This window comes from Brevundimonas vesicularis (assembly GCF_027105095.1).
In the GTDB taxonomy this organism is placed as follows: Bacteria; Pseudomonadota; Alphaproteobacteria; order Caulobacterales; family Caulobacteraceae; genus Brevundimonas; species Brevundimonas vesicularis_E.
Map to the genome: position 1 here is coordinate 1,334,101 of NZ_CP114278.1, position 19,201 is coordinate 1,353,301.

Annotated in this window: 18 protein-coding genes; 10 read left to right on the plus strand and 8 right to left on the minus strand. The window is 67.9% G+C overall.

Annotation, left to right across the window (positions count from 1 at the left end; translation table 11 throughout):
- The first annotated feature begins 3 nt into the window (after positions 1 to 3).
- The 5 genes from O2K97_RS06645 (at position 4) to O2K97_RS06665 (ending at position 5,881) form a co-directional block, all read left to right on the plus strand.
- A complete protein-coding gene (locus tag O2K97_RS06645; RefSeq protein WP_269220942.1) occupies positions 4 to 1,392 on the plus strand; it encodes an RsmB/NOP family class I SAM-dependent RNA methyltransferase in 1,389 nt (462 codons plus the stop codon).
- Entirely contained in the window at positions 1,389 to 2,102 is a 714-nt protein-coding gene (locus O2K97_RS06650; protein WP_269220943.1) for a 5'-methylthioadenosine/S-adenosylhomocysteine nucleosidase, read from the plus strand. The genes O2K97_RS06645 and O2K97_RS06650 overlap by 4 nt, the downstream gene beginning before the upstream one ends.
- Complete coding sequence (gene guaA, locus O2K97_RS06655; RefSeq protein WP_269220944.1) at positions 2,099 to 3,661, plus strand: glutamine-hydrolyzing GMP synthase; 1,563 nt, start codon at positions 2,099 to 2,101, stop codon at positions 3,659 to 3,661. The genes O2K97_RS06650 and guaA overlap by 4 nt, the downstream gene beginning before the upstream one ends.
- Positions 3,662 to 3,951: 290 nt before the next feature.
- Positions 3,952 to 5,205 carry a tyrosine-type recombinase/integrase gene (locus tag O2K97_RS06660; protein ID WP_228184602.1) on the plus strand — a complete coding sequence of 418 codons (1,254 nt, stop codon included), beginning with the start codon at positions 3,952 to 3,954 and terminating at the stop codon, positions 5,203 to 5,205.
- Between the two features lie 136 nt (positions 5,206 to 5,341).
- Positions 5,342 to 5,881, plus strand: coding sequence for a hypothetical protein (locus tag O2K97_RS06665; protein ID WP_228184603.1), 540 nt, complete (start codon positions 5,342 to 5,344; stop codon positions 5,879 to 5,881).
- Positions 5,882 to 6,140: 259 nt separating this feature from the next.
- Here O2K97_RS06665 and O2K97_RS06670 read toward each other — a convergent pair whose 3' ends face one another.
- Positions 6,141 to 6,422 (minus strand): helix-turn-helix transcriptional regulator, encoded by a 282-nt coding sequence (locus O2K97_RS06670; protein ID WP_228184604.1) that lies wholly within the window; start codon positions 6,420 to 6,422, stop codon positions 6,141 to 6,143.
- A gap of 527 nt (positions 6,423 to 6,949) precedes the next feature.
- Between O2K97_RS06670 and O2K97_RS06675 the strand changes: the two genes are divergently transcribed.
- Together O2K97_RS06675 and O2K97_RS06680 are read left to right on the plus strand one after the other, a co-directional pair.
- Complete coding sequence (locus O2K97_RS06675) at positions 6,950 to 7,495, plus strand: hypothetical protein (protein WP_269220945.1); 546 nt, start codon at positions 6,950 to 6,952, stop codon at positions 7,493 to 7,495.
- Between the two features lie 62 nt (positions 7,496 to 7,557).
- Complete coding sequence (locus tag O2K97_RS06680) at positions 7,558 to 8,769, plus strand: NAD(+) synthase (protein WP_331276138.1); 1,212 nt, start codon at positions 7,558 to 7,560, stop codon at positions 8,767 to 8,769.
- A 114-nt stretch (positions 8,770 to 8,883) separates the two neighbouring features.
- Here O2K97_RS06680 and O2K97_RS06685 read toward each other — a convergent pair whose 3' ends face one another.
- From O2K97_RS06685 to lspA, 6 genes are all read right to left on the minus strand, one after another.
- A complete protein-coding gene (locus tag O2K97_RS06685) occupies positions 8,884 to 10,821 on the minus strand; it encodes a cytochrome c/FTR1 family iron permease (protein ID WP_228184629.1) in 1,938 nt (645 codons plus the stop codon).
- A 137-nt stretch (positions 10,822 to 10,958) separates the two neighbouring features.
- A complete protein-coding gene (lpdA, locus tag O2K97_RS06690) occupies positions 10,959 to 12,371 on the minus strand; it encodes a dihydrolipoyl dehydrogenase (protein WP_008259848.1) in 1,413 nt (470 codons plus the stop codon).
- A gap of 63 nt (positions 12,372 to 12,434) precedes the next feature.
- Positions 12,435 to 13,694, minus strand: coding sequence for a cytochrome P450 (locus tag O2K97_RS06695; protein WP_228184631.1), 1,260 nt, complete (start codon positions 13,692 to 13,694; stop codon positions 12,435 to 12,437).
- Positions 13,695 to 13,806: 112 nt separating this feature from the next.
- Positions 13,807 to 14,211 (minus strand): MerR family transcriptional regulator, encoded by a 405-nt coding sequence (locus O2K97_RS06700; RefSeq protein WP_008263014.1) that lies wholly within the window; start codon positions 14,209 to 14,211, stop codon positions 13,807 to 13,809.
- Between the two features lie 78 nt (positions 14,212 to 14,289).
- Positions 14,290 to 14,637 carry an MAPEG family protein gene (locus O2K97_RS06705; RefSeq protein WP_153923203.1) on the minus strand — a complete coding sequence of 116 codons (348 nt, stop codon included), beginning with the start codon at positions 14,635 to 14,637 and terminating at the stop codon, positions 14,290 to 14,292.
- Between the two features lie 190 nt (positions 14,638 to 14,827).
- Complete coding sequence (gene lspA / locus O2K97_RS06710) at positions 14,828 to 15,352, minus strand: signal peptidase II (RefSeq protein ID WP_008258720.1); 525 nt, start codon at positions 15,350 to 15,352, stop codon at positions 14,828 to 14,830.
- A 204-nt stretch (positions 15,353 to 15,556) separates the two neighbouring features.
- On the opposite strand from lspA, the gene O2K97_RS06715 reads away from it, so the two are divergent.
- A complete protein-coding gene (locus O2K97_RS06715) occupies positions 15,557 to 16,039 on the plus strand; it encodes a hypothetical protein (protein WP_146756750.1) in 483 nt (160 codons plus the stop codon).
- A gap of 223 nt (positions 16,040 to 16,262) precedes the next feature.
- On the opposite strand, the gene O2K97_RS06720 is transcribed toward O2K97_RS06715, so the two are convergent.
- On the minus strand, positions 16,263 to 16,598 hold the full coding sequence (locus O2K97_RS06720) for a hypothetical protein (RefSeq protein ID WP_162790673.1): 336 nt from the start codon (positions 16,596 to 16,598) through the stop codon (positions 16,263 to 16,265).
- A 141-nt stretch (positions 16,599 to 16,739) separates the two neighbouring features.
- Between O2K97_RS06720 and O2K97_RS06725 the strand changes: the two genes are divergently transcribed.
- Positions 16,740 to 17,993: a TolC family protein gene (locus O2K97_RS06725; RefSeq protein ID WP_040349348.1), complete on the plus strand. Its 1,254-nt coding sequence runs from the start codon at positions 16,740 to 16,742 to the stop codon at positions 17,991 to 17,993.
- The gene (locus O2K97_RS06730) at positions 17,993 to 19,201 is read left to right on the plus strand and encodes an efflux RND transporter periplasmic adaptor subunit (protein ID WP_040349349.1); all 1,209 of its coding nucleotides are present in this window, start codon (positions 17,993 to 17,995) and stop codon (positions 19,199 to 19,201) included. Before O2K97_RS06725 ends, O2K97_RS06730 begins: the two co-directional genes overlap by 1 nt.

Sequence of the window (19,201 nt, forward strand, 5' to 3'; positions counted from 1 at the left end):
GAATTGACCCCAGCCGCTCGCCTCGCCGCCGCCGCCTCCGTCCTGGACTCCATCGCCCAGGGTCGCCAACCGGCCGAGGCCGTCATGAAGGCCTGGGGCACGGCCAACCGCTACGCCGGGTCCAAGGATCGGCGCGCCATCGCCGACCGGGTCTATAAGGTGCTGCGCGCGCGCGGCCGCCTGTCGTGGATCATGGGCGGGCGTGAAGACGGTCGGGCCCTGGTCATCGGTTCGCTGCACGCCATCGACGGTCTTTCGCTGGAAGAGATCGAAGCCCTGCATTCGGGCGACGGCTATGGCCCGCGCCCGCTGTCCAAACAGGAGCGTAGCCGCATCACGGCCGGTCAGGGCGAACTGCCGGGCTGGGTCGTCGCCGGCCTGCCTGAGTTCGTCGTCGAGGATTTCAAGGCCACCTTCGGCGATCGCTGGGCCGAGGAAGCTCACGCCCTGATGGCGCCGCGCGCGCCGATCGACCTGCGCGTCAATGATGCAGGCGCCACGGTCGATGAGGTCGAGGCCGAACTGAAGGCCGCAGGGCTGGACGTGTCGCGCACGCCCTGGTCGGCCGTCGGCCTGCGCGTGCCGTCGGAACCGCCGCCTAACATCCAGGCGCTGGACGGCTTCAAGGCCGGTCGGTTCGAAATCCAGGACGAAGGCAGTCAGGTCGTCTGCTGGCTGGCGGGCGCCGCACCCGGCATGACGGTGGTGGATTACTGCGCCGGCGGCGGCGGCAAGACGCTGGGTCTGGCCCAGGCGATGAAAGGGCAGGGCAAGCTGGTCGCCTCGGACGTTGTCAACAAGCGGCTGGAGAACATCCGTCCTCGCCTGCAGCGCGCAGGCGTCGAGGCGGAGCTGGTCCTGATCGGTCAGAACGGCGGGGGCCTGGAAGACCTGAACGGGCAGGCCGATCTGGTCTTCGTCGATGCGCCCTGTTCGGGGTCCGGCACCTGGCGTCGTCGTCCCGAGGACGCCTGGCGTCTGACCGCCGAAGAAGTCGAAAAGCTGCACGGCCTGCAGGTGCGTATTTTGAGCCAGGCGACCAAGCTGGTGAAGCCGGGCGGCCGTCTCGTCTATGTCACCTGTTCGATGCTGGCGCGCGAGAACGAGGCCAGCGTGGACGCCTTCGAGGCTTCACATCCTGAGTTCCGGCCCGTTCCGATCCTCCCCCGCGCAGCGGGGGAGGGGGACCACGCGCAGCGTGGTGGAGGGGGCGACCACGGTTCTGACGTCGGGGATGGGTTTGCCCCCTCCCCCGTGGACGGGGGAGGATTTTTGACGCCGGCGGCGCAGGCGAAGTTCGCCGAGCTGGCGTCCGGGGCGCGGCTGCGCCTGTCGCCGGCCTCGGCCGACACCGATGGATTCTTCGCCGCCGTCTACGAGCGCGCGGCATGAAGCTGGCGCGGCATGGCGGGGTCTCGCTGCTCTACGTCATGGCCGCGCCTGCTGAATATGGCCCGCACCTTCAGGCCCGGATCGCGCCGCTGATGACCGGCGTCGGTCCGGTCGAGGCCGCCGTGAGCCTGGGCGCCGCCCTGGCGCGGCTGGAGGCGGCGGGCGATCGGCCGGATCTGATCGTATCGCTGGGATCGTGCGGATCGCGGGTGCTGGATCATGCGGCGGTCTATCAGGTCTCATCTGTCGCCTATCGCGACATGGACGCCAGCCCGCTGGGTTTTCCGAAGGGCGTGACCCCCTTGCTGGACCAGCCCGCCGTCCTGTTTTTGCCGTGCCCGATCCCCGGCGTGCCGACGGCCTCCCTGTCGACGGGTGCGAACGTCGTGTCCGGCGCCGCCTATGACGCCATCGACGCCGAGATGGTGGACATGGAGACCTGGGCCCTGGCCCGCGCCGCCCAGACCTTCGGTGTGCCTCTGATCGCCCTGCGCGGCGTATCGGACGGTCGCGCCGAGTTGAAGGCTTTGGAGGATTGGACCTCGACCCTGCATCATGTGGACGAGAACCTGGCCGCCGCCCTCGATCGCCTGATCGCCGTGCTGGAGGCCGACGGCTCCGCCGCTCTTGAGTTTCCCGCCCTTGAAATATCGGCCCCGCCCGGCCAAGACCCCGCCCATCCTCCCGCCCCGGATTCGATCACGCCATGACCACGCCGCAAGACCACCAAAAGGTCCTCATCGTCGACTTCGGCAGCCAGGTGACGCAGTTGATCGCGCGCCGCCTTCGCGAGGCCAGCGTCTATTGCGAGATCCATCCGTTCCAGAAGGCCGAAGCGGCTCTGACGGCCATGAACCCGGCGGCCATCATCCTGTCGGGCGGTCCTGAGAGCGTGCATGAAGAGGGCAGTCCCCGCGCGCCGCAGGGCGTGTTCGAGGCCGGCGTGCCGGTGCTGGGCATCTGCTACGGCGAGATGACGATGTGCGAGCAGCTGGGCGGCAAGGTCGAGGGCGGCCACACGCGCGAGTTCGGCCGCGCCGAGATCACGGTTCAGAAGGCCTCGCCGCTGCTGGCTGACCTGGCCCCCGCCGGCGAGAACGAAGAGGTCTGGATGAGCCATGGCGACAAGATCGTCGCCATTCCGCAAGGCTTCGACGTGGTCGCCTCGTCCGAGGGTTCGCCCTATGCGGTGATCGCCGACGAGAGCCGTCGCTTCTACGGCGTGCAGTTCCACCCCGAGGTGATGCACACGCCTCGCGGCCATCAGATGCTGAAGAACTTCACCCACGGCATCGCGGGCTTGAAGGGCGACTGGACCATGGCCGCCTATCGCGACGAGAAGATCGCCCAGATCCGCGAACAGGTCGGCGACGCCAAGGTGATCTGCGGCCTGTCGGGCGGGGTGGACTCCTCGGTCGCCGCCGTCCTGATCCATGAGGCCATCGGGGATCAACTGACCTGCGTCTTCGTGGACACCGGCCTGCTGCGCAAGGACGAGGCAACCCAGGTCACGACCTTGTTCCGCGAGCACTACAATATCCCGCTGGTGCATGTTGATGCGTCGAAGGAATTCCTCGGCGAATTGGCCGGTCAGTCGGACCCCGAGACCAAGCGCAAGATCATCGGCCGCGTCTTCATCGAGATCTTCGACCGCGAGGCCAGCAAGATCGAGGGCGCTGAATTCCTTGCCCAGGGCACCCTTTATCCCGACGTGATCGAGAGCGTGTCGTCGTCCAGCGGCAAGGCCCATGTCATCAAGAGCCACCACAATGTCGGCGGCCTGCCGGACTATATGAAACTCAAACTGGTCGAGCCTCTGCGCGAGCTGTTCAAGGACGAGGTCCGCGCCCTGGGCCGCGAACTGGGGCTAACCGACGCCTTTGTCGGCCGCCACCCGTTCCCCGGACCGGGCCTGGCCATCCGTATCCCCGGCGAGATCACGCCGGACGCCGTCGAGACCCTGCAACAGGCGGACGCCATCTATCTCGACGAGATCCGCAAGGCGGGCCTCTACGACGAGATCTGGCAGGCCTTCGCCGTCCTGCTGCCCGTCAAGACCGTCGGCGTCATGGGCGACGCCCGCACCTATGAAAAGGTCCTGGCCCTGCGCGCCGTCTCCTCCACCGACGGCATGACCGCCGACTTCTACCAATTCCCCTGGGATGTTTTAGGCAAGACCGCCACCCGCATCATCAACGAGGTCCGCGGCGTCAACCGCGTCGTCTACGACGTGACGTCCAAGCCGCCCGGGACGATCGAGTGGGAATAGTCCCGAACCTTCGGTAGCATTCGGTATCGCTTCCGAAACGGACTCTAAAGGCCTGACAACATTGTGAATTCTGTCGAGACCCTTCGGAGCCATTCGGAGGGTCTTTTTCCGTTTTGTCGGACTGCGCGACGGTACGCGGCTGCATTGATCTGGCGGACTCGGGCTCATACCGTTGTGACATCGGGCCCCGCCCTGACGGTATTCATTCCCAGCAAGTCGTTGAGATAACTAGGAAAAAACCGTCTCGGCGTGACCGAATTCGAGGATCGACGGACAGAGGCGATTATACCGTGCTTACCGACACCGCACTGAAGAATTTGCGCCCGAAAGCAAGGGCTTACAAGAGTACCGACAGGGACGGCATGTACGTCTATGTCTCGACGGGCGGCGCAATCTCATTCCGCTACGACTATCGCTTTAACGGCCGTCGAGAGACCTTGACGCTCGGTCGCTACGGTCGGGCCGGACTCACGCTGGCCCAAGCCCGCCAGCGGCTTATCGAGGTGAAGAAGGCGATCGCGGACGGGGTGTCGCCCGCAGTCGAAAAGCAGCGCGCCAAACGTCGCCTGAAGGAAGCTCAGGATTTCGCACAGGTCGCCCAAGGCTGGATGGACCGCGCGCCGATGGCGGACAGCACCCGCGACATGCGCCGGGCCATCTTCAATCGGGACGTTCTGCCAAAGTGGAAGAACCGCCTGCTGAGCGAGATCACACCTGACGACCTGCGGGCGCACTGCAAGACGATTGTGGATCGCGGGGCGCCCGCCACGGCGATCCACGTCCGGGATATCGTCAAACAGATCTACGGCTGGGCCATCCTCCACGGTGAGAAGATCGACAACCCTGCGGATGACGTGGGTCCGGCTTCGATCGCCACCTTCCGACCGCGCGATCGGTCACTCAACCCAGCCGAAATCCGGATCATGCTGATGCTCTTGGGTGAGGTGGCGACCCTGCCGACCATCAGGCTCGGCTTGAAGTTCATCCTGCTCAGCATGGTTCGGAAGAGCGAACTTCAGGACGGGGTCTGGACCGAGGTGGATTTCGACAATGCGGTCTGGTCGATCCCGGCTGCGCGCATGAAGCGCTCACGCCCTCACAACGTCTACCTCTCCACCCAGATGCTCGACATCCTCGTCGCTCTGAAGACCTGCGCCGGCAACTCGAAATACATCCTGCCGTCGCGCTATGACGCCGATGCGCCGATGTCGCGGGCGACTTTCAACCGCGTCACCAGTGCGATCGCTGAAAGGGCCGGAAAGGGTAACCTTCCGCTCGAGCCCTTCACCGTGCACGACCTGCGGCGGACGGCCTCGACCCTGCTGCACGAGATGGGCTTCAACTCGGACTGGATCGAGAAAGGGCTCGCTCACGAAGAGCGATCTTCGCGAGGCGTCTACAACAAGGCGGAGTTCGAGACCCAGCGCCGCCACATGGCGCAGGAATGGTCGAACGCCGTGGACGCCTGGGAAGCGGGCCGCGCCTACACGCCGGTTCTGACCGTGTCAGAGGTCAGCGCACCGCGTTTTGATCCGAAATTTTGAAATGCGTCGGGATGCCAGCAGAAAATGCAGGAAGCAGGACATGATCGACGCGCGGGATAAGGCTGCCGCCACCAAGCGCACGGCCGTCCGGCCGGGACTGCGCAAGCGGTCGCCGGACCTGTTGGGACTGTAGGCCATGGCCGGGCCGTATTTTCCGCCGCTGGAAGTCGCGGGGCAGACGCTCGAGTTCGACCATCTCGAGCCCTTCGTGCTGGAGATGGCCACCCAGTCGCGTCCGAACGGCGTGAAGATCGATGTCCGGTTCAGCAACCACTGCTTCAGTGAAACCTTCGACGCCGCCCAGCACGACGAAACTGCGGTCACGGTCTGGGATGGTCCGAGGCGGCGCGTCTTCTGTCCGATCCGCTATGGGCTGTCGCAGGCGCTCCCGCATATCCTGAAGGGTCTGCCGACGGCGCACGTCTATCAGACCCCGGAGGCGAACTTCCTGCGGATCGGCGTGCGCAACGACGGCGGAGCAGGGGACTACAGGGTCTTCTTTCGGGTCAAGCGCGGCGCCGACGCCGGCGTCGATCTCAAGCTCTTCGTGGAAAGCGCCTACAGCCCGGAGCCGGCGCAGGCGCTCGCCATCGCCCACATGAGCAAGGTTCGTTTCGCCGTCCTGATCGACAAGACGCTGAAAGGCGAGAAGCTGAAGTTTCACCGCAAAAGATAAGGGCGCCTGGAGGCGCCCTTATCAGAAGTCACTCGGTAGCCGCTTCCGGGATCGAAATCCCTATCTCGCTCACGCGTGGACCTCCGAAGAGGCGGGTGAGGCTGTTTCAACCGATCTGGCCTCGGGACGACATATAGCTCGCGGGGGTGAAGAAATCAATTATCGGCCATGGACGCCCCTGTCCCGTCGTCCGGGGCTCAACCATCCCCGGCTGAAGCAAGCTATGACCCGCTCGCCGCTTTCTGAATCGAGGCGCGGCTTACAGGTGCGGTCGGGAGGCGCTCGCCCCGTGGTGGACGGGGCGTGATCGGCGCAGGCGCACATCCGGAGCCTTGGCCGGCGTGACGGGGGTGCGGCGGCGTTTTTCCAGCCAGGACTGCACCTCCGACAGATCCCAGACCACGCATCGCGGCGTCAGTCGGAAGCGTTTGGGGAATTCTCCGCGCTGCTCCATCTCCCAGATGGTGCTGTCTGCGAGTGGCACCATCTGGCGCAGTTCCGGTTTCTTGATCGTTCGCGGGAGGGAATCTGAGCGGGCCATCTTTCGATCTCCATCGGCTATCCAGTCCGATAGAATCGAACCGAAACGCACCGAAGGCGAAACCCGACAGGATGCGATGTGACGTTTGCGGGACGAACCCGCCCGGACACTTCATCGCCGACCGCCGTAGACGAGGCCGCACCACACGCCGTTTAGGTCGAGGTTCAGCCGCCAAATCGTCGATGTGACGGCGGCAATCGGAACCTACGGGGGGCTACCTGCCCGGCCTGATCGCACGGACCTTCTGAGCGAGACTGGGCCGGCCTGCCGCCGCTGCGCCGTCGACGAAGGCGTCCAGAAGGTTGGTCTTGCTGAAAACGTCGTCCAGACGCCCCATGGGTCTCCCAGAGACCCTCGCCATAGTAGGTCACCAAGGCGGCTTCGCGGTTCAGTCGATAGAGTGCGCTGAACAGCGCGCCCATGCGGGCGTTCTCCTGATCGCCCTCAGCGAGAAGGGTAGGGCTTCTCAGACGTTCGACACTGAAGAGAGGGCTCTGGCCTCGACACCGGTGCTGCTGATCGCCCAGATGGCGCTCTTGCCTATCTATCTGCGTCTGTTCCTCGGCGCCGAGGCGGCGGCCTATGTGCAGCCAGGTCCGTTCATCCACGCCTTCGTCTGGCTGATCGCCATCCCGTTCGTTCTGGCGGCGCTGGTCCAGCCCTGGGCGGCCCGCAGCAAAATGGGCGAGCGAGTCTCGTCTGGTCTCGGCCTGGCGCCGGTGCCGGCCACGGCCTTGGTGCTCTTCATCGTCGTCGCCGCGGTCATGCCGCAACTCGGACAGACCCTCGACCGGACCCTGAGTGTCGTGCCGGTCTATGTCGCCTTCGCCGTGCTGGCCCCACTCATCGGATGGGCCGGCTCGCGGCTCGCACGGCTGACGCCGGAAGCCGGCCGCGCCGTCGCCTTCAGCGCCGGAACCCGCAACTCGCTCGTGGTCCTGCCGCTGGCCCTCGTCGTGCCCGGCGCCATCCCCCTAGTCCCGGCCATCATCGTCACCCAGACCCTGATCGAGCTTTTGGCGGAGTTGGTCTACATCCGCTGCATCCCGAGGCTGGGACGTCGGTCAATCTGAACAGGGCGCAGCGAAAGCTTGAAGCTCGATCGGCCGCGACGAAGACGCCCCGGATCCTGCTCTTGTACGGATCGCTGACCTTCCATCTCGTTCCGCCAGTTCGCAACCTCGGCCTGCAACGATGCATCGACCGTTTTCCCTTTGTGCCCGATGATCCCTCCCATCTCGACCAGGACTGCTACGAGGCGTTCAACATTCAGGTGAGCGGGCTGGCCAAGAGGCTTGAGGCGACCGGGACAGCCAAGATCTGCATCGGCGTGTCCGGAGGGCTGGATTCAGCTCACGCCTTGATCGTCGCGGCCAAGGTCTTCGATCTGCTTGGCCGTCCGCGCACGGACATTCTCGGGTTCACAATGCCCGGCTTCGGCACGAGCGCGAGGACCAAGTCTAACGCCTACGCCTTGATGAACGGGCTCGGCGTGACCGTCGAGGAAATCGACATCAAGCCGCTCGCCCAGCAGATGCTGCAGGACTTGCGCCATCCGTTCGCCAGGGGCGAACCGGTGTACGACACGACGTTCGAGAATGTGCAGGCCGGGCTCCGGACAGACCTCCTGTTCAGGGCCGCCAACCAGCGGAACGGCATGGTGCTCGGCACGGGTAACATGTCCGAGCTTGCGCTTGGTTGGTGCACCTACGGCGTTGGCGACCAGATGAGCCACTACAACGTGAACGGCTCGCTCCCGAAGACCCTCATTCAACACCTCGTCCGTTGGACGGCGGCGAACCGCCTGTTCGACCCCGCGGTGTCCGATGTCCTGCTCGACATTCTGGCGACAACCATTTCGCCGGAGCTCATCCCGCAGACGGCCGAGGGGGAGTCGCAGAGCACCGAAGGCAAGATTGGCCCCTACGAGCTCCACGACTTCTGGATCTACTATCTCACCCGGTTCGGGCTGCGGCCCTCCAAGATCGCCTTCCTGGCCTTGCACGCCTGGCGGGACACCGCCGCCGGGCACTGGCCGCCGGGCTTTCCGGACGAGCAAAAGCGGGCCTACCCCATCGGGGCTATTCGCAGCTGGCTGGAGGTGTTCCTGCAGCGCTTTTTCGCCAATCAGTTCAAGCGCTCGGCCCTGCCGAACGGGCCCAAGGTCACAACAGGCGGTTCATTGTCGCCGCGCGGCGACTGGCGCATGCCTTCGGACGCTCATGGCCAGGTCTGGATCGACGAGCTGCATCGCAACGTGCCGGAGGTTCTTGATCCCGCAAGCGACGACATTCCAACGAAAGAGCCCAAGGCGTCGCCTGTCGGAGGCAAACCCATCGTCCGATAAGTCCGTCGCCCGGCTGCGAACTCCGGGGTCGGAGGGGCGGTTCAGGAACCGGAAGCCGGCGCCTGCCCATCCGGCCCCCGGCGGGGCGGAAGATTAGCTGAAGGGCTGGCGGCCCTAGCCGTTCTCCGCCGGCCGCGCGCTCTTCGGCGGCGGGAGCCGGGAGAAGCCGATCACGAGGATGACGATCGTCAGCAGCTGAACGGCGACGCCTTCGACCGTCGGGTAGAGGCCGAGGATTTCGATGCGGGGGATCCAGGCCAGCGGATGGACGTCGAGCCACCCCGCCTCCTGCAGCGCCGCCACCCCCTTCCCGACGAGGACAACCGACAGGATGGCCATGAGAATCGAGCTCAGGGAGAAGAACCGGCCGATTGGCAGGCGCTTGCTGTAGGCCAGCAGGGCCCATGCCACCACGGCCAGGATGACCACCGCCGTGAGGGCGCCGGCCAGCATGCCGAGGTGGCCGCCCTGGCTCCAGATCGCCGCATAGAACAGGATGGTCTCGAACACCTCCCGGTAGACCACCACGAAGGACAGCAGGAACAGGAACCAGGCCGACCGTTTCGACAGCGCATGGGAGAGCTTGTCGCGGATATAGGTCTGCCAGGCGTCGGCGTGCGACTTACCGTGCATCCAGATGCCCACCGAGACGAGCACGACGGCGGCCAGAAGCGAACCGAACCCTTCGGTCAGTTCCCGGCTGGCGCCGCTGATGGAGATGAAGAAGGTCGCGGCCGCCCAGGTAGCCCCGCCGGCGACCAGCGCGGCGACCCAGCCGCCGTGGACGTAGCGCAGCACCTCGGGCCGTTCGGCCTTCCTGAGGAAGGCGATCATCGCCACCACGATGAGCAGGGCCTCTAGGCCTTCGCGCAGCAGGATGGTGAAGGCGCCGAGGAAGCTGGCGAGATTGTCCGCCTCCTGGGGCGCGAGGGCCCGCTCGGCCGTGTCCAGCAGGGCGTTCGCACGAGCGACCCGACCGGCGACCTCCTGGGCGGGCGCACCCCGGCTGATAGAGACGCGCAGCTCGGTCATGGCGGTCTCGACCCGGCGCAGCAGGGCGCTGTCCCGGGCGCCGAGGGCCGGCTCGATCGGCTCGACGCCGTCGAGGTAGGCGGACAGCGCCGCGTCGGTGGCGGCCTTGCGATCGCCCCGTCGATAGGCGGCCTCGCTCTCCGCCAGGCGCGTCCGCGCCAGGGTCAGCGTCGATCCGGCCGGGCGCGCCGCGGCCTCGGGATGACGTCGCAGATAGGCGGTCAGGGCCCGCGCCCGGGGTTCGCCGAGGCGGGTGGCCAGCTCGGCCGGCGTGGTCTGGGTGAGGGCGGCCAGGTCGGGAAAGGCCGCGCGGACCGCCGGATCGCCGTCCCACAGGCGCTTGCCCTCGGCGGCTTCGGCGTCGGTGAAGGCGAAGCGGCCGACATAGAAGGCCAGCGCCCAGCGGTCCTCGGCCGGCAGGTGCGAGAAGCTGGCCATCGCCGTGCCCTCCAGCCCCTGGTCGATCACCTGATACAGCCCGAAGACGCTGCGCTGGCGCGCGCGCTCCACGTCGGCGAAGGCGATCGCCGGCGGATCGAGCCCTTCGGCGCCGGGGCCGTCGGCGCGCCCGGTCACGCCGTGGCAGACCGCGCACTGCTCGGCGTAGAGGGCGGCGCCGCGGGCCAGGTCGGGCGGGAACGAGGGCGCCAGCGGGCTCGGATAGGCCGTCAGCACCGCGCCGGCCAGGGCCTTGGCCCGGGCGCCGACGACGGCCGGATCCGCCTTGTCCCGGATGGCCGCCTGCAGGCCCTCTGCCTCGCGCATCAGGGCGGCCTTGGCCGGGTTGGCCGGCAGGGCGTCCAGACGCGTCCGGATCTGGGTGCTGAACTCGATCATCTCGCCGTATTCGGCCGGATTGACGACCTCGCCGTCGGCCACTGCGCCGGCGTAGTCGACCGCCACATAATCCAGCAGCCGCCAGGCGACCTGGGCCTCCGAGGCGGACGGCGCCTGGGCGAGGGCCGGGGCGGCCAACCCTAGGGCGAACAGCAGGGTGAGCAGACGGAGCAGAGGACGCATGGGAGACCTAGTTGTGAGCGGCTCGCAATAGCATTCAAGCGACGCCGCTGTCGCGTCTAAACCGCGGACGCGCCCGGGCCCGCAGAGGCGGCCGCGATCGCGGCTGCCGTCGGGTCAGACTTCGTAACGCGCGGCCGTCAGAGGTGGATCGTGCGCTCGGCTACCGCCAGGCAGGCTTCGCGCAGGGCTTCCGGCAGGGTCGGATGGGCGTGGCTTGTGCGCGCCAGATCCTCGGCCGCCGCGCCGAACTGCATGGCGGCGACCGCTTCATGGATCAACCCGCCGGCCTCAGGGCCCAGGATGTGCACGCCGAGGATCTTGTCCGTCGCGGCGTCGGCCAGAACCTTGACCAGACCGTTCTTCTCCAGACGCGCCTTGGCCATGGCGTTGGCGGAGAAGGGGAAGCGCCCCACGCGGTAGGCCACGCCGGCCGCCTTGAGGTCGTCCTCGGTGCGGCCGACCGAAGCCAGTTCCGGCCAGGTATAGACGACCGCCGGAATCGTTCCGTAGTCCACATGGCCCGCGCCCCCCGCCAGGCGTTCGGCCAGGGCGATCCCTTCCTCCTCCGCCTTGTGGGCCAGCATGGCGCCGCCGATGACGTCGCCGATGGCGTAGACCCCGTCGGCGCTGGTCCGGAACCCTTCGTCCACCGGAATAAAGCCCCTGCGGTCGGGCGCAATGCCGACCGTTTCCAGATCGAGCCTGGCGGTTGCGGGCCGTCGGCCGATGGAGACCAGCACGACATCGGCCTTGATGGTTCCTCGCGCGCCATCGCCCATGGGCTCGACGTCGAGGACGACGTCGTCGCCCTCCATCCGCGATCCGACCACCTTATGCCCAAGGCAGAACTGGAAGCCCTGGGCCTCGAGCACCTTGTGCAGCGCCGCCGACATCTCCGAGTCGACGCCGGAGGCGATCCGGTCGAGCACCTCGATGACCGTGACCTCGCTGCCGAGCCGACGCCAGACCGACCCCAGCTCCAGTCCGACGTAGCCGCCGCCGATCACCGCCAGATGGCGCGGCGCCGCCGTCAGGCTCAGGGCGCCGGCGGAGGTGACGATCCGCCGCTCGTCGATGGGCAGGTCGGGCAAGGTCGCCGCTTCCGATCCGCTGGCGATGACCACCGCCTTGCTGGCCTGCACCTCGAAAGCGCCGTCCGCGGCGCGCACCTCCACCCGGTCGCGCGCCAGCAGCCGCCCGCGGCCCTGGAAGCGGGCGACCTTGTGCTTGCGCAGGAGGTAGGCGACCCCTTCGCCAAGCTCGGTCACCACCTTGCCCTTGTGCCGCATGACACCGTCAAGATCGGCCCGCACATTGTCTACCATGACGCCGAACGCTTCGAGATTGCGCGCCATCTCCAGCCGCTCGGTGGCCTGGAGCAGCGCCTTGGACGGAATGCACCCGATGTTCAGGCAGGTCCCCCCGAGCAGTTCGCGGTCGTCGATGACCGCCACCGACAGGCCGAGCTGGCTCGCCCGGATCGCACACGGGTATCCGCCCGGCCCGCCGCCGATGATCACCAGGTCGTAGGAGGTCGTCGAACGGCTCATGGCGTCAGCCTTTGCTGCGAGTGGATGGGAGAGAAGGGCCCCGGCCAGCCCGAGGAAGCGGCATCAGGCGCCCCCCTCATTGAGGGCCGCGTCGCGCGTCTCCATTCGGAACCCGCTTCCGGGGAGGGCCGGCAGGCGGCGGAAGTCGATCTCCAGATCCTGATCCGGCAGCCGGTAGTTCAGGTCGGCGAGCAGGCCGACGGCGCGCTCCATCAGCTCCACGACGATCCCTTCGCCAGGGCAACGGTGACCGGTCGCCGCATCCCCACCGCCCTGGGGGATGAGACCGAACGGATCTCCGGAGCCGTCGCTGAACCGCTCCGGCCGGAACGCCTCGGGATCAGTCCAGTGTGCGGGATCGTGATTGGAGCCATAGAGGTCGAGGACCACCTGACGGCCCTCCGGGAAGACCAGGTCGCGCCAGCGAAACGGCGCGCGCACACGCCCGATCACTGCCGGGAAGAACGGATAGAAGCGTCGGACTTCCTGGACGAAGGCGCGGCGACGTCCGGCGTCGGCGTCGGCCAGACGGGCCGCATCCAGGTGAGCCTGCATCGCGTGCGCCACAAACACGATGTAGACCGAGGTCGCGACAGTCGGCCGCAATACATTGGCCAGTTCGACCGCCGCCGTGTGGATCGGCAACGGTTCGCCGTCCGCGGCGCGGGTCCAGGCCCAGGCGTGGGCGGCCGTGTCCGGATCCGGCGACAGACGGCCGGCGCGAATGTCTTCAATGATCGAGCCCAGCCAGGCGTCGACGCGGCGACGCGCGTGCCTCGACCACAGATGCCGGGGGCCCCGCGATCCCGCCGCGTCGAACAGCGCCCTCAGGTGACGGACCCGTTTCGCCTCTTCGTGCGGCTCGAGCGGCACGCCGGCCCAGGCGCAGACGGCCCGCGTTAGCACCGGCTGCAAGGCGTCATACAGCACGATGTCGTCCTCGCCGGCCCATTCGACGGCCGCGCGCCGCCACTCCGCTTCGAACAGTTCGCCCAGTCGCGCGACACGGGCTGGCGACATCAGGGACATGAACACGCCCTTGCGGGCGCGGTGGGCCTCGCCGTCCAGCCCCTGGACGCCGCCCTCGCCGAGCAGCGTGCGGCGGACCGGCGCCGGCATGGCGCCCGCCCGCACGATGCGGGTCTCGTCATAGAAGATCCGCGCCGCCTCGCGGCCTCTCAGACAGGTCGTCTCCTTCAGCGCCAGGCGGGTCTCGACGACGTCGGCGCCGGCCTGCTCGAACAGGTGGGAAAGGCGCCGATAAGGGTCTGTCAGCAGGGCCAGGGTCTGGTCGCCGTGTCGCGAGGTCGGCCGATGCGTCATCGAAATCCTCCAGAAGGACGGGCGGTCCGCGACGGGAGCCGCCAATCGCCTCCAAACGTCGCGGTGGGCTAATGGCTCCGGGGTCTTTGCGCCTTCCGGATCTTCCACAGGGTCAAAGCGGCGCGGATGGATCGTGCAACGCCTCGATCACCTTGCAGGCGGAGACCCGGCCCCCGGCGCATTCCGTCGTCATCCGCGACAGTTCGCGCTGGAGGGCGCGGAGCCGGGCGATCTTCTGTTTCACATCGGCGAGATGACGTTCGGCCAGGGTGCTGGCCTCGGCGCAGGGTCGATCGGGGTGATCCGACAGATCAAGCAAGGAGCGGATCGAATCCAGATCGAAGCCCAGCTGGCGGGCATGCCGGATGAATGACAGGCGGCGCTCCGCCGCGTCGTCATACATGCGCCGGTCGCTGGCGGTGCGCGGCGGCGGCGGAAGCAAGCCGATTTCTTCATAGAAGCGGATGGTCGGAACCTTGACGCCCGTGGCGGCGGCCAGTTTGCCGATGGGGCGCAACCCGGACGAGGCGGGAGAGGGGAGGGGCATCGCGTCAGCTCGTAACGGCGGGTGAAAGGCATCTGGGGCGGGGAGGGATCATCGGCCCAGCCCCATCAGGACGACGGCGATGCCGAAGGCGGCAATCGTGGAGGCGCCGGTGAGCGCCATGCCGAAGGCCGGGGCCGCCGCGCCCTGCGCGTAACCCAGGGCGAAGAAACCCCGACCAACCAGATAAAGAGGGACCAACACCGGCAGCAGGATCATCTCCTCGCCGCGCAGCACGGTGGCGAGCACCAGGTGGGCGCTCACCGCCAGAACGGTCTGTTCAAGCGAGTTCTGTAGCACGGCGGCGGGTAGGGCGAGCCTGGCGCCGGGCGCCGCATCGGCGGACCCGGCCGGTCGGCGTCGGACCGGAACCGGATGCTGGCCACCACCCTCAAACACCCCGCGAGCCACAGGAAGACCGGGAGATTCGCCTGCAGGGCATAGGCCAGCCTATCGGCCGTCGCCATGTCGCGCGCCGCGCCGAGAAGGGGCGGGGAAAGCCGCAGCCAGGCGGAGGCCGCCGCTGAGGCGGTGATGAGAATCGCCGGCGCCGAGCGGACGGCGATCGCCCTCTGTTCGGCGGGAAGCCTCATCGCGCCGCCCGTCCCAGGGTCGAGGACGCCGCGCGGCTGTCCGAGCCCCGGACGGTGAGGAGGAGCAGCGCGACGCCGCAGACAATGGCCGCATCGGCGAGGTTGAAGGTCGGCCAGTGCGCCGCCCCCCAATGAAGATCGATAAAATCGGTGACCGCGCCAAAGCGTAGCCGGTCGACGAGGTTCCCGATCGCTCCACCGGCGATGAGGCCTGCGGCGGCCGCCGTCACGGCGCTGCGCGTGCGCCAGATCCACGCCAGCAGGGCGCCGATGATCAGGGAGGCCACGGCGCTCAGCGCCCAGCGGCCGACGGCGCCTGAGCCGGCGAACAGGCCGAAGGTGACGCCGGGGTTGAACCCGAGACGCAGCGCGAGAAACGGCGTGAGGTTGATCGGAGCGTCCAGCTGAGCGCGCGCCGCGGCCTTGGCGGCCTGATCCACGACGGCGATCAGCGCCGCGAGCGCGAAGGCGATCGTCTGCAGGCGGCCGGGAACGCGTCGCGTCGGGTGCATGGTGATCATGAAGCCTCCAATGGATTTCAACTGATTTTGGGCCCTCTAGTTACTAGAGGATCAAGCTGGTTTTATCTGACAGGCGTTTCTTTCATGGAAGCCATGCATTCTCGGCATGATCGTCTAGCCATTGGGAGATGCATGCTTCTCGCGAAAGGGTAATCCGATGACTGAACCCCCTCTCGTCCTGTGCACTTCCTCGCCCGGCTGCAGTTGCGGCGTGGCCTCCAGGTTCGACAGCGCCACCCCGCCTACCGGCGCATCATGATCGCGGTGATCGCCGTCAACTGCGCCGCCTTTATGGCCATAGCCAGCGGCGTGTCCCTGCAAGGCTCGGCGCCCCCTGGGCGCCAATGTGCTCAACTTCCTGGCCGACGCGCCACCTACGGCATCAGCCTGGCCGTGATCGGACGTTCGGTCGCCGTGCAGTCCGGGGCGGCCAATGGCCAAGGCGCCAGCCTCGTTGCGTTGGTGCTGTTATTCCTCAGCTACGCGATCTCGCGAGCCACCTCCGGGGCGCCGTCCCGTGGCATCACCGGACTGGGCCCTCTGGGCTTCTTCGCCAACGCCCTGGCCGGCTTACTGCTGGTAAGCCACTGCGCAGGCGACGCCAACGTCCGCTCGCTCTGGCTATGCGCGCGCAACGACCTTACCCAGAGCCTGGCGTCGCGGCGACCGGCGGAGCGGTCTGGCTGACCGGTTCACGATGGCCCGACCTGATAGCGGGAGCGCTACTCGGGTGAAGATTGCGCATTCTGCAATCTCGATCCACCTGCAGACGCAGCGAAAGAATCGGACGCGATCAGCGTGCGCTCGCTTAAAGATCGCTCGACGTTGCTGAATAGGTCGAGATGGCCGACGACGCGCCACTCTCGGCCTTGCATGTCGACTTTCCCTCTCCCTCACCGCGGATTGGTGGTCACTCGAAACAGTCGCAGCCCCCGAACACTGTAACAGATTGCTTGATCGCCCGAATGAAAGTATCCACCACGCGATGGCGTGGCCAATTGCGACATGGGCAAGACTGATACTGGCGGTGACCCTGGTCTCCGCCGTGTTTTTCGTCGCCCCGATCGCTGACGCCGCGACCTGCGTCCCGGAGACGGCATCGGCTCACGCCATGGTCGTTGAAGATGCGGGCGATGGCGACCAGGTCGACCCTGGCGCTGGGCACGGAGTCTGCACCCACGGCCACTGCCACCACAACGGAACTGCCCGTGCGGATGTCGCCGACCACATCGCGATGCAGATCCACGCGCGGCCTGTTCACGCCTTCCCCTCGAGTGATTTTCCGTCGTCGATCTCTCCCGACGGCCTGAAGCGCCCTCCCAGAGTCTGACCGGACGTCTGCGCCGCCGTGCGCGCGAACTCGTGTCAAATTTCTGGAAGATGAATCATGCCTCCCTCATATCGCAGGCCGCCGCGTTTCGCGGTCGGCTGCGCGTTGGCCGCATTCGCGGCCGTGCTGGCCAGTCCCGCTTGGGCTGACCCCGCGCCGTCCTTCGCCGAGCTGCTCGCCCAGCTGGGTCAAACCCCGGCCACCCTTGAAGCCGGCGCCCTGTCGGACGCCGCCGAAGCACGTGTCCGCCAGGCCCGTGCGAGGCCTAATCCGACGATCGCTCTCGACGCCGAGAACGCTTTCGGCACGGGGCCCTTCTCGGGCTACGCCAATGCCGAAACCACCTTGTCGATCAGCCAGGACCTCGAGCTGTGGGGACGTCGGACCGCGCGGGTCAATGTCGCCCGCGCGGAAGCCGGAACCGCGGCGCTGCAGCGGGATCTCGCCATCATCGACGCCGCCGGAAGGCTCGCTCAGGTCTATGCCGATGCGGAAGCCGCCCAAAGGCGGGCTGCTCTCGCGGAGGAAAGCCTCACCCTGACCATCGCCGATGCGAGGGCCGCCCTTGTTCTTGTCGAGGAAGGCCGTGAGCCGCTGCTGCGCGGCATCCAGGGGGAAAGCGAAGCGGCTGCGGCGCGTGCCTCTCGCGATGAAGCCGTCGCGGAGCGCGACGCGGCCTTCGCGCGGCTGACCGCAGTCGCCATGCTGGCGGCTCCGGTCACGACGATCGACACCAGCCTGCTGGACCTCGCACCTGCCGCGACCTTCGCTCCCCCGGCGGAGGCGCCGGCCGTTCGCGTCGCCGAGGCTCAGCGCGCGGCCGCCGAACGCAGGATCGATGTGGAGCGGATCCGCTCGCGCCCGGACATCAACGCCAGCGTTGGTGTCCGTCGCTACGAGATGGAGGACGCGACGGCGCTGACGTTCGGCGTCAGCATGCCGCTGCCCCTGTTCGACCGCAACCGCGGGAACATCGACGCGGCGCAGGCCGACTTCCGGGCTGCGGATGCGCGGCTCCTGGGCGCCCGCCAGGAGGCCCAGGCCGATCGCGCCGCGGCGCGGGCGCGCCTCGCCGCCTCCGTGAGCCGGGTCTCCGCCGCCGATGCGGGGGTGGCGTCTGCCGAGGAGGCCTACCGTCTGTCGCGGATCGGATCCGAAGCGGGGCGCATCTCCCAACTCGAGCTGCGGGTCACCCGTGCAGCCCTGATCTCTGCCCGAACTTCGGCCGTCGATGCGCGCCTTGCACGCGTCCAGGCCGAGATTGAACTTGCGCGCCAGGACGGCCGCGCCCCCTTCCAAGGAGCCCAATGATGCGCAAGCGCACATCCAACAAGACGTTGCTGATCGGCGGCGCCGCCGCCGTCGTTCTGCTTGGCGGAGGCGGGCTGTTCCTGCTCACGCGCGGGCCGGACGCCGCTCCAGCCGCCGCCGAGGGTGAGGCGGGTCACGCTGAAGAAGAGGGCGCCCACGCCGAGGGCGAAGCCGGCCACGAAGGCGAGGCCGAAGCGCCGGAAGGCTTCGTCGCTCTGAGCGCGGCCCAGGCCCAGGCCGCCAACCTGATCGTGGTCGGCGTCGGTCGGGGAGGGGGCGCCGAAACCCGGCTCTCCGGGCGGGTCGAGCCCATGGTCGACGCGCGCGCCGCTGTGGCGGCGTCCGTCGGCGGGCGGGTCGAGCGGGTTCTCGTAGCTCCGGGCCAGTCGGTCCGGATCGGTCAGCCCCTGGCGAGCGTCGTCAGCGGTGAAGCGGCGACGTTCCGCGCGGACGCAGACGCGGCGGCCGCCGAAACTGAAGTGGCGCGCCAGGCTTATCAACGCAACCGCAATCTGGCGGACCAGGGCGTTGTCGCCCGACAGGAGGTCGAGGCGTCCCGCGCGCAACTGCTCAGCGCCGAAGCCGGCGCCCGCGCGGCTCGCGCGCGGTCCAGCGCGGCGGGCTCGCCCAACGCTTCGGGCCGCCTCAGCGTCACCAGCCCCATCACCGGAGTCGTGACCAGCGTCCAGGTCGGACCGGGCGGCTTCGTCGCCCCTGGCGGCGTTGTCGCCGAGGTCACCAACCCGGCCAGGGTTGAGCTCGTCTTCAACGCGCCGCCTGCTTTGGCCGCCAATGTAAGGGCCGGGGCGCCTCTGCGGGTCAGCAGCCCCAGCGGCGACTTCGACGCCATCGTCACCGGCGTGGCCGCAGGCGCGGGCGGCGAAAGCGGCGCCACGGTCATTCGGGCCCGGCCGACGGGCTCTGTCCTCCCGCCGGCCGGTTCCGCCGTCACGGGGGCGATCGTGACGGGCGAGACGACGGGCGGTCTCACCGTGCCGACCGAGTCCGTCCAGACCGTCGACGGCAACACCGTCGTCTTCGTTCAGGTCCCGAACGGCTTCCAGGCCCGTCCGGTGCTCGCCGGTCGTCAGGCCGGGGGGCGGACTGAAATCCTGCGTGGCCTCACCGGGGCTGAACGGGTCGCCGGCACGAACGCCTTCCTCCTCAAAGCCGAGCTCGCCAAGGGCGAGGCCGAGCACGGTCACTAG

Excerpts from the sequence above, each read along its gene's own strand:
- O2K97_RS06650 (WP_269220943.1), top strand. The coding sequence starts at position 1,389 with ATGAAGCTGGCGCGGCATGGCGGGGTCTCGCTGCTCTACGTCATGGCC.
- guaA (WP_269220944.1), top strand. The coding sequence starts at position 2,099 with ATGACCACGCCGCAAGACCACCAAAAGGTCCTCATCGTCGACTTCGGC.
- O2K97_RS06665 (WP_228184603.1), top strand. The coding sequence starts at position 5,342 with ATGGCCGGGCCGTATTTTCCGCCGCTGGAAGTCGCGGGGCAGACGCTC.
- O2K97_RS06670 (WP_228184604.1), bottom strand. The coding sequence starts at position 6,422 with ATGGCCCGCTCAGATTCCCTCCCGCGAACGATCAAGAAACCGGAACTG.
- O2K97_RS06675 (WP_269220945.1), top strand. The coding sequence starts at position 6,950 with ATGGCGCTCTTGCCTATCTATCTGCGTCTGTTCCTCGGCGCCGAGGCG.
- O2K97_RS06685 (WP_228184629.1), bottom strand. The coding sequence starts at position 10,821 with ATGCGTCCTCTGCTCCGTCTGCTCACCCTGCTGTTCGCCCTAGGGTTG.
- lpdA (WP_008259848.1), bottom strand. The coding sequence starts at position 12,371 with ATGAGCCGTTCGACGACCTCCTACGACCTGGTGATCATCGGCGGCGGG.
- O2K97_RS06695 (WP_228184631.1), bottom strand. The coding sequence starts at position 13,694 with ATGACGCATCGGCCGACCTCGCGACACGGCGACCAGACCCTGGCCCTG.
- lspA (WP_008258720.1), bottom strand. The coding sequence starts at position 15,352 with ATGATCACCATGCACCCGACGCGACGCGTTCCCGGCCGCCTGCAGACG.
- O2K97_RS06725 (WP_040349348.1), top strand. The coding sequence starts at position 16,740 with ATGCCTCCCTCATATCGCAGGCCGCCGCGTTTCGCGGTCGGCTGCGCG.
- O2K97_RS06730 (WP_040349349.1), top strand. The coding sequence starts at position 17,993 with ATGCGCAAGCGCACATCCAACAAGACGTTGCTGATCGGCGGCGCCGCC.